The 8,728-nt window shown below is 75.4% G+C and carries 10 protein-coding genes; 1 reads left to right on the top strand and 9 read right to left on the bottom strand.

All coding sequences use genetic code 11. The features are described from left to right. Positions 1-57 precede the first annotated feature (57 nt). The 9 genes from trpA to hisI all read right to left on the bottom strand — a co-directional run bounded on the left by trpA (position 58) and on the right by hisI (position 7,887). Positions 58-951: a tryptophan synthase subunit alpha gene (gene trpA / locus LZF96_RS26145; protein WP_233877323.1), complete on the bottom strand. Its 894-nt coding sequence runs from the start codon at positions 949-951 to the stop codon at positions 58-60. After that, the gene (gene trpB, locus LZF96_RS26140; RefSeq protein WP_233877321.1) at positions 948-2,288 is read right to left on the bottom strand and encodes a tryptophan synthase subunit beta; all 1,341 of its coding nucleotides are present in this window, start codon (positions 2,286-2,288) and stop codon (positions 948-950) included. The genes trpA and trpB overlap by 4 nt, the downstream gene beginning before the upstream one ends. A 263-nt stretch (positions 2,289-2,551) precedes the next feature. Continuing rightward, positions 2,552-2,740 carry a tryptophan biosynthesis modulator TrpM gene (gene trpM, locus LZF96_RS26135; protein WP_374203338.1) on the bottom strand — a complete coding sequence of 63 codons (189 nt, stop codon included), beginning with the start codon at positions 2,738-2,740 and terminating at the stop codon, positions 2,552-2,554. A gap of 5 nt (positions 2,741-2,745) precedes the next feature. Continuing rightward, complete coding sequence (trpC, locus tag LZF96_RS26130) at positions 2,746-3,552, bottom strand: indole-3-glycerol phosphate synthase TrpC (RefSeq protein WP_233877319.1); 807 nt, start codon at positions 3,550-3,552, stop codon at positions 2,746-2,748. Between the two features lie 255 nt (positions 3,553-3,807). Beyond that, positions 3,808-4,323 carry a DUF2752 domain-containing protein gene (locus LZF96_RS26125; protein ID WP_233877317.1) on the bottom strand — a complete coding sequence of 172 codons (516 nt, stop codon included), beginning with the start codon at positions 4,321-4,323 and terminating at the stop codon, positions 3,808-3,810. Between the two features lie 292 nt (positions 4,324-4,615). After that, a complete protein-coding gene (locus LZF96_RS26120; protein WP_233877325.1) occupies positions 4,616-4,909 on the bottom strand; it encodes an HGxxPAAW family protein in 294 nt (97 codons plus the stop codon). A 136-nt stretch (positions 4,910-5,045) separates the two neighbouring features. Beyond that, positions 5,046-5,879 carry a TIGR02234 family membrane protein gene (locus LZF96_RS26115; protein ID WP_233877315.1) on the bottom strand — a complete coding sequence of 278 codons (834 nt, stop codon included), beginning with the start codon at positions 5,877-5,879 and terminating at the stop codon, positions 5,046-5,048. Further along, positions 5,876-7,462 carry an anthranilate synthase component I gene (trpE, locus tag LZF96_RS26110; RefSeq protein ID WP_233877313.1) on the bottom strand — a complete coding sequence of 529 codons (1,587 nt, stop codon included), beginning with the start codon at positions 7,460-7,462 and terminating at the stop codon, positions 5,876-5,878. The genes LZF96_RS26115 and trpE overlap by 4 nt, the downstream gene beginning before the upstream one ends. An 11-nt stretch (positions 7,463-7,473) precedes the next feature. Next, complete coding sequence (gene hisI / locus LZF96_RS26105; protein WP_233877311.1) at positions 7,474-7,887, bottom strand: phosphoribosyl-AMP cyclohydrolase; 414 nt, start codon at positions 7,885-7,887, stop codon at positions 7,474-7,476. A gap of 165 nt (positions 7,888-8,052) precedes the next feature. Between hisI and LZF96_RS26100 the strand changes: the two genes are divergently transcribed. Then, positions 8,053-8,688, top strand: coding sequence for a TIGR03085 family metal-binding protein (locus LZF96_RS26100; protein ID WP_233877309.1), 636 nt, complete (start codon positions 8,053-8,055; stop codon positions 8,686-8,688). Positions 8,689-8,728: the final 40 nt, after the last annotated feature.

The following is an 8,728-nucleotide window of genomic DNA, read 5'->3' as shown; positions in this document are numbered from 1 at the left end:
CACCTGACCGGAGTCGGTGACCGGGAGCGGGGGGGGGCCCCCCCCGACGGGGTGGGCTCAGCGGCGGCGGACGCCGGCGGCCAGGTCCTCGGCCAGCTCCCGCACCCGGGAGACCGCCGCGACGGGGTCCGCCGGAGCCCCGGGGACGCCCTCCTCCCCGGCGGCCGGCAGCAGGAGCTTGACGAAGGCGGAGCCGACGATCACACCGTCCGCGTAGGCCGCCACCTCGGCGGCGTGGGCCGCCGAGGAGACCCCGAGCCCGACGCAGACCGGCAGCCCGGTCACACCGCGCACCCGCTCCACCAGGTTCCGGGCCTCGTCGCCGACCGATTCGCGGGTGCCGGTGACGCCCATCAGCGAGGCCGCGTAGACGAAGCCGCTGCCGGCTGCGGTGATCGTCGCCAGTCGGGCGTCCCGGCTGCTGGGCGCCACCACGAAGACCGTGGCCAGCCCGTGCCGGGCGGCGGCCTCCCGCCAGGCCACGGACTCCTCCACCGGCAGGTCCGGCAGGATGCAGCCGGCGCCGCCCGCGGCGGCCAGTTCGGCGGCGAACCGCTCGGGTCCGTACCGGTCCACCGGGTTCCAGTACGTCATGCACAGCACCGGCACACCGGTGGCCGCGTGGACCTCCCGGATGGTGCGCAGCACGTCGGCGATGCGCAGACCGCCGCGCAGGGCGATGTCATCGGCGGTTTGGATGACCGGGCCGTCCAGGACCGGGTCGCTGTGGGGCAGACCGATCTCCAGGACGTCGCAGCCGCCCTCGGCCATGGCCACCGCGGCCCGGATGCCGTCCTCGACGGTGGGGAAACCGGCCGGGAAGTAGCCGATCAGGGCGGCGCGGTCCTCCGCCGCCGCGCGGGCGAGGACCTCCGAGAGCAGTTCGACGGTGCCGGTGGCTCCGGTCGCTCCGGGGGCCTCGGGGATCTCGGGGATCTCGACGGTGCTCATGCGGTGCCCTCCTCGGAGGCGCGCTCGGAGCCGTTCCCCGGGGCGGCCGGGTCGGCGGGGTCGGTGGAGGTGTCGGCGGCGAGGTCGGCGGGGCCGCCCACCGTCCCGGAGGTGTCGCCGTACAGGCCGAACCAACGGGCGGCGGTGTCCATGTCCTTGTCGCCGCGCCCGGAGAGGTTCACCAGGACAAGGCCCTCCGGCCCCAGTTCACGCCCCAACTCCAGGGCGCCGGCCAGGGCGTGCGCGCTCTCGATGGCGGGGATGATCCCCTCGGTGCGGGAGAGCAGTCGCAGCGCGTCCATCGCCTCCGCGTCGGTCACCGGACGATACTCGCCCCGGCCGGTGTCCTTGAGCCAGGCGTGCTCCGGACCGATGCCCGGGTAGTCCAGCCCCGCCGAGATCGAGTGCGGCTCGGTGATCTGCCCCTCGTCGTCCTGCAGGACGTAGGAGCGCGAGCCGTGCAGGATCCCCGGTTCGCCCGCCGTCAGCGTGGCTGCGTGCTTACCGGAGGCCACACCGTGCCCGGCGGCCTCCAGACCCACCAGCCGGACGCCGGTGTCGGGGAGGAAGGCGTGGAAGAGACCGATGGCGTTGGAGCCGCCGCCCACGCAGGCCGCCACGACGTCGGGCAGTCGGCCGGTCCGCTCCAGGATCTGCCGACGGGCCTCGACACCGATCACCCGGTGGAAGTCGCGGACCATCGCCGGGAAGGGGTGGGGTCCGGCGACGGTGCCGAAGAGGTAGTGGGTGCGCTCCACGTTGGCCACCCAGTCGCGGAACGCCTCGTTGATCGCGTCCTTCAGGGTGCGGCTGCCGGAGGCCACCGGCACCACCTCGGCGCCGAGCATCCGCATCCGGGCGACGTTGAGCGCCTGCCGCTCGGTGTCGACCTCGCCCATGTAGATCACGCACTCCAGACCGAACAGGGCGCAGGCGGTGGCGGTGGCCACCCCGTGCTGTCCGGCACCGGTCTCGGCGATCACCCGGGTCTTGCCCATCCGGCGGGTGAGCAGGGCCTGCCCCAGAACGTTGTTGATCTTGTGCGAGCCGGTGTGGTTGAGGTCCTCGCGCTTGAGGAACATTCGGGCGCCGCCCGCGTGCTCGGCGAAGCGCGACACCTCGGTCAGGGCGCTGGGACGCCCGGTGTAGTTGACGAGCAGGTCGTTCAGCTCGGCGGCGAAGGCGGGATCCGCCTTCGCCTTCTCGTACTCGACGGCGACCTCCTCCACCGCGGCCCGCAGGGCCTCGGGGATGAACATGCCGCCGAACGCGCCGAAGTACCCGTCTGCGCCGGGGAACCTGCCCTCGGGGTCGGGCAGGAAGAAACCATCGGTCATGGCGTGAGCCTTCCGGAAAAGTGCGGTGGTCCGAACCGGTCTCGGTGTGGTGTGGGCCCGCCGGGTCGCCGGAATCACCCCGCCGGCCCCGGGTGGGGTCGGTCGCGGGCGCGGCGGAACGGCGGACCCCGCCGTCGGCCGGCTCCGCACGCTCCCGCCCGGTACCGGGCGGCCTCCGGGTGACTTCCGGTGGCTTTCCGGACGGCCCGCCGGCGGCCCGTGGAGGGGCCGGGGGGCCGGGGACACCCGTGGGCGGGAATGCGTCAGGGAGGCGTCGGGGTGCTCCGGTGCGGAGCCGACGGCGGGGCGGTCCGCCCGGGCCATCGACGCCCGTTGATCTGACCGGGCTCGCACCCGATGTGGTAGCGCACCCGGCGGCCCAGCACGCGACGCGCCGGCGCCCGGCAGCCGCGCGGGCGGCAGCCGGGGAGCAGGCGGGCGTGACGGGCCACGGCGGTCAGCGCTCCTGTCGCAGGGCGGGGTGGGCGCCGGCGGCCACCAGGTCGGCGACCGCGGCACGCGGGTCGCGGCCGGTGACCAGCGACTCGCCGACCAGCACGGCGTCGGCACCGTCGTGGGCGTAGGCGATCAGATCGTGCGGTCCGCGCACGCCCGATTCGGCGATCTTCACCACCTCGGCGGGCAGGTCGGGGGCCAGCCGGGAGAAGGTGGAGCGGTCCACCTCCAGGGTCCGCAGGTCACGGGCGTTGACGCCGATCACGCGGGCCCCGGCGTCCAGGGCCCGCTCGACCTCCTCCTCGTCGTGCACCTCGACCAGCGGGGTCAGTCCGATGGACTCGGCGCGCTCGACCAGGGAGACCAAGGCGGGCTGCTCCAGGGCGGCGACGATCAGCAGCGCGAGGTCGGCGCCGTGCGCCCGGGCCTCCCACAGCTGGTAGGCGGTGACGATGAAGTCCTTGCGCAGGACGGGGATGTCCACCCGGGCGCGCACCGCGTCGAGGTCGGCCAGCGAGCCGCCGAACCGGCGCTCCTCGGTGAGGACCGAGATGACGGCCGCGCCGCCCGCCTCGTAGTCGGCGGCCAGCCCGGCCGGGTCCGCGATGGCCGCGAGGGCTCCCTTGGACGGGCTGGACCGCTTGACCTCACAGATCACGCGCACACCGTCGCCGCGCAGGGCGGCCACCCCGTCGAGGGGGGCGGGGGCGCGCTCGGCGGCCTCCTTCAGCTCGTCGAGCCCGACCCGCTCCTGACGCACGGCGAGGTCGGCACGGACCCCGTCGATGATCTCGTCGAGCACACTCATGCGAGTGGCTCCTTTCTGTAGCGGTTCCTGTCGCGGCGCCCCGCCACCGGTTCCGGGCGCCTGAACCGCGCGCCGGGCGGTCGCCCCCGGGGGCCGACGACGGGCGTCGGTTCGTCCGCGCGCACGGTCGAACACGCCGATGGTATCGGCCGGCGGGGATCGACACCGCATCCGCCCCGGGTCGGTCCGCCCCTCGGACGGCCGGCGCGGCGGCGCGGGAACGGTCCGCCGACCCGGGCCGGTCGGGGCCCCCGCTCACGGGGCGAGGAAGGCCCCGACCGGCAGGTTCCGCAGCACGGTGAAGACGGTGAGCGCCAGGGCCCCGGCGAGCGCGATCCGGACGGCCGGTGCCGGGCGCCGGGACAGCGCACGGGGGTTCCGTCGGGGATCGCCCCGGGAACGACCGCCCCGCCCCCCTGCCCGGAGGCGACGGCGGACCGTTCGGGCCGACACGGCGAGGGGCACCGCGAGCACCAGGAGGGACACCGGCGCGTTGGCCCGCAGGGCGGCGGGCAGGTCACCGCGGGTCAGGGCGTGACCGGCGCGCAACCCGCCGCAGCCCGGGCACAGCAGGCCGAAGGCGGCGTGCACCGGGCAGGGCGGGTACCGGCCGGGAATCCCCGGGTCCACCGCGGCCAGGAACAGCAGGGCGCCGAGGCCGAGCAGCGCGGCGACGGGTACGGCGAGCCGGGCCGTGCGGTCACGGGACGGCGGGCGGGGCGATCCGCGGGACGGCGGGGGAACCGGAGTCGTCGACCCGGGGCCGGACATCGGGGGTCCCGCCGTCCGACGGGGTCGGGAACGCCGCGGCGCGCCACGCCCGGGGCCCCGTCCCCGGCGCGGCGGCTCCGACGGGGGCCTGGACGGGGCGGACACGGTCCCGAGTCTGCCGCCCGGACCCCGGATCGGCGCGGCGACGGGACGGCGGAGGCGGCCGTTCGGACCTCCGGGACCGCCCGAACAGCGGTGCGGAAACGCCTCACCGGGCCGGCGGGGGAAGCCGGCCCGGCGGATGCGGGAGGGCGGATGCGGGAGGGGGATGCCGGCCGGACCGGCGACCGGATCAGACCGCGGCGCCGCGCGAGTCGGCGGCCTCGGCCGGCGCGCTCTCGCGCGGGCCGGGCACGGAGGCGTTGCCCGGGGCGGGACGCTGCGGGGCGGGCTCCGCGCCCAGGCCCATGGAACGCATCACCAGCGCGGCCACTCCGCCCAGCGCCACGACCACGACGCTCGCGAGCACCAGCCACGGCTGGGCCATCACGGTGAAGACGCCGCCCAGACAGAAACCGATGAGAGCGATGGTGACGCCGGTCCAGGCCGCCGGGGAATTGCCGTGGCCGTGGCTGTTGGCCGCCATGAATGACTCCTTGGTGACGGTGGGGACACGCGGCGGGGGCATCGGGGCACCATCCGCGGACATTTCCGGAGCCATTCTGACAGGTGGGCGCGGCCCGACCGCACCCGCCTCCCCCGTCGTGACGAGGGTCGGGGGTTCAGCCGGTGGGGTCCTCGCCCCGGTCCATGGCCTTCCACATCTCCTCCGGGCGCTCCGGGTCCGCCGGACGCGCGGCACGTCGGGAACCACCCCGGCCGGGGCGCCCACCAGCGCGAAGACCGTTCGGGCCGGTCCGCTCGTAGCGGCCGGACATGGCCGGCCAGACCGCGCCGTACCGCAGGGCCAGAAGCCCCGCGAGGACGAGGGCGAGTCCACCGATCGCGGACACCCAGGGCCAGGGGGTGTGGTCGACACCACTGAGCGGCGCCTGCGTGAGGCCGGTCACCTCGGCCGCGGCGGCGTGCAGCGCGGAGGTGTCCCGGGCACCGGCGACGGCGGAGGCGACCGCCCCCGCGCCCGCCAGCAGGAGCACACCGGAGACGATCCGGCGGCCGGTGCGGCGCACCGCGAACACCGCCACCAGGGAGGCGAGTCCGACCAGGGCCAGGGCGCTGGGCAGTCCGGAGACCTCCCCACCGGTGACCGTGACCGGAAGGGTGCCACCGGCGGCACCGGAGGCGAGGGCCTCGGCCCAGCGCTGCCCGGAGGCGATCAGGACGACGGTCGCCCCCAGTGCGCCGGCCGCCAGGGTGAGCGGCAGGGCCCGGCGCGCGGCGCGACCGGGCCGGTAGGAGGCGTCGGGCTCCGGGGACGGTTCCGGGGAAGGGCTCGTCCCGACCGGGTCGGCCCCCTCGGGGCCCCTGTCCCCACCGGTCGGGGTGGTGCCCTCCTCCCGGGGTCCGGGTACCGGTCGGTCCGCGCCGTCATCGGTGACGCCGGCGCGGTCGGGGCCGTCCTCGGGGGACGGCGGGCGGCGGGTGGGGTCGTTCACTCCTCCACGCTACCGCGCAGGCGTTCGGCGGTCCCGATGGCCCGGAGCACCGCGGCGGCCTTGTTCCGGCACTCGGTGTCCTCGGCCACCGGGTCGGAGTCGGCCACCACACCGGCCCCCGCCTGGACGTAGGCCGTGCCGTCGCGCAGCACGGCGGTGCGGATGGCGATGGCCGTGTCGGCGTCACCGGCGAAGTCGAGATAACCGACACACCCGCCGTAGACCCCCCGGCGGGTGGGCTCCAGCTCCTCGATGATCCGCAGGGCCCGGGGCTTGGGAGCCCCCGAGAGGGTGCCCGCGGGGAAGCAGGCGGTGAGGGCGTCGAAGGCGGTGCGTCCCTCGGCCAGCCGACCGGTCACGGTGGAGACGATGTGCATCACATGGCTGTATCGCTCGACGGACATGAAGTCCACCACCTCGACGGTGCCGGGGGCACTGACCCGGCCCAGGTCGTTGCGACCGAGGTCGACCAGCATCAGGTGCTCGGCACGCTCCTTGGGGTCGGCCAACAGTTCCTCGGCGAGGGCGGTGTCCCGGACGGGATCGGGGTCGCGGGGGCGGGTGCCGGCGAGGGGGTGCAGCATCGCCCTGCCGCCCTCCACCTTGACCAGGGCCTCGGGACTGGACCCGACGATGTCGAACCCGCCGGGCGGCGCGGCGGGGATGCCCGTCGTGTCCGGGACGGTGCCGGCGGGCCGGGCGTCGGTCGCGAAGGCGTCGGAGTCCTCGCCGGGCAGCCGCAGCAGGTACATGTAGGGACTCGGATTGGTGGCCCGCAGCACCCGGTAGACGTCCAGGGCGCTCGCCGAACACGGCGTCTCGAAGCGCTGGGAGGGCACCACCTGGAAGGCGTCCCCGGCCCGGATGTGCTCCTTGACCACCTCCACGGCCTCCCGGTACGCCTCCCCGCCCCAGCGGGCGGCGAACTCCGGCACCCGGGAGGGCGGCAGCGGCTGCGCCGGGGAGGGGGCGGGCCGGGCCAGGTCCGCGGTCATCGCGTCGAGCCGCGCCACCGCGTCCGCCCACGCCTCGTCGACCCCGGTGGCCAGGTCGTTGTGGTTGATGGCGTTGGCGATGAGCAGCACCGTGCCGTCGCGGTGGTCCAGGACCGCCAGGTCGGAGGCGAGCAGCATGGTCAGCTCGGGCAGGCCGAGGTCGTCCTCTGCGTGCTCCCCGATCCGTTCCAGCCGGCGGACCGCGTCCCAACCGATGTAGCCGACCATGCCCCCGGTGAACGGCGGAAGGGCCGGGTCACGGGGGGTGTGCAGCACCTCGACGGTGGCGCGCAGCACCTCCAGCGGGTCACCGTCCAGCGGGACACCGGCCGGCGGGGCGCCCAACCAGTGGGCCCGGCCGTCCCGGACGGTGAGGGCGGCGGAGCTGCGGACACCGATGAAGGAGTAGCGCGACCAGGTCCGGCCGTTCTCGGCGGACTCCAGCAGAAAGGTGCCCGGGCGGCCGGCGGCGAGCTTGCGGTAGAGCGCGATGGGGGTGTCCCCGTCCGCGAGCAGGCGCCGGGTCACCGGGATGACCCGCCGGTCCTTCGCGCGGACCCGGAAGGTGTCGAGGTCGTCGGTGGTCATGGCGGGTGAGCCTACTGTGCCGGGGAGTGGTCGGACGCCGGGGCGACGGGCAGCGGACGGGCGTCGAAACAGGTGCGGTCGCCGGTGTGGCAGGCCGCGCCCACCTGGTCCACGCGCACCAGCAGGGTGTCGCCGTCGCAGTCGAGGGCCACCGAGCGGACGTGCTGGACGTGACCGGAGGTGTCGCCCTTGACCCAGTACTCGCCCCGGCTGCGGCTCCAGTAGGTGCAGCGGCCGGTGGTGAGGGTGCGGTGCAGCGCCTCGTCGTCCATCCACCCGAGCATCAGCACCTCACCGGTGTCGTACTGCTGGGCGATGGCCGGGACCAGCCCGTCGGGGGTGCGCCTGAGCAGCGCGGCGACGGCCGGGTCGAGGGCGGAGGCGGCTCCGGGGCCGGGGCTCGGAAGGGGTTCGCTGACGGACACCGTCCCATTGTGCCGGGTGCGCCGGGTGGGTTCGCGGACCGTCCGGCGGACGGGACGGCGACTTCCCCGCGATGGGGACGGTCCGCGACGGGGACGGCGGGGTGAAACCGGGGCGCGCGGGCGGGGATCCGCGTTCCGGACGGCCTGAGCCGTACTCTTGGTGGCATGTCCACTCATGCCAAGCGTGAACGTCTTCTGCTCGCCGAACTGCTGGAGAACTCGGGCCCGGACGCCCCCACCTTGTGCGAGGGCTGGACCACCCGGGACCTGGTCGCCCACCTCGTGGTCCGTGAGCGCCGCCCGGACGCGGCAGGCGGGATGATCATCCGTCCGCTCGCCGGTCGACTGGAGCGGGTGCGGAACGAGTTCGCCGAGAAGCCGTACGAGGAACTGGTGCAGATGTTCCGGGAGGGGCCGGGCAAATGGTCGCCCTTCGGCCTCAAGCCGGTGGACGAGGCCTCCAACACGGTGGAGTTCTACGTCCACGGCGAGGATGTGCGTCGAGCCCAACCCGACTGGACCCCCCGCGAGTTGGACTCGGTGTTCCAGGACGTCCTGTGGCGGCGGCTGGAGACCGCGGCCCGGATCATGGGGCGTCGCTGCACCGTCGGCCTGGTGCTGCGCCGACCCAACGGTCAGACGGTGGTGGCCCGTCGGGGCGCGCCGGTGGTGACCGTGACCGCCGAGCCGGGCGAGTTGCACCTCTTCGCCTCGGGGCGGCAGGCCGCCGCCCGGGTGGAGTTGGACGGTGACGCCGACGCGATCGCACGCCTGAACGGCAGCCGGTTGGGTCTGACCTGACGCGAGGGGCGGCGACCGGTGCCGGCCGCGCGGCCGGCAC

It is taken from the genome of Streptomyces sp. ST2-7A, assembly GCF_021390475.1.
GTDB lineage: Bacteria > Actinomycetota > Actinomycetes > Streptomycetales > Streptomycetaceae > Streptomyces.
This window is presented reverse-complemented; position numbering and strand designations above follow the sequence as displayed.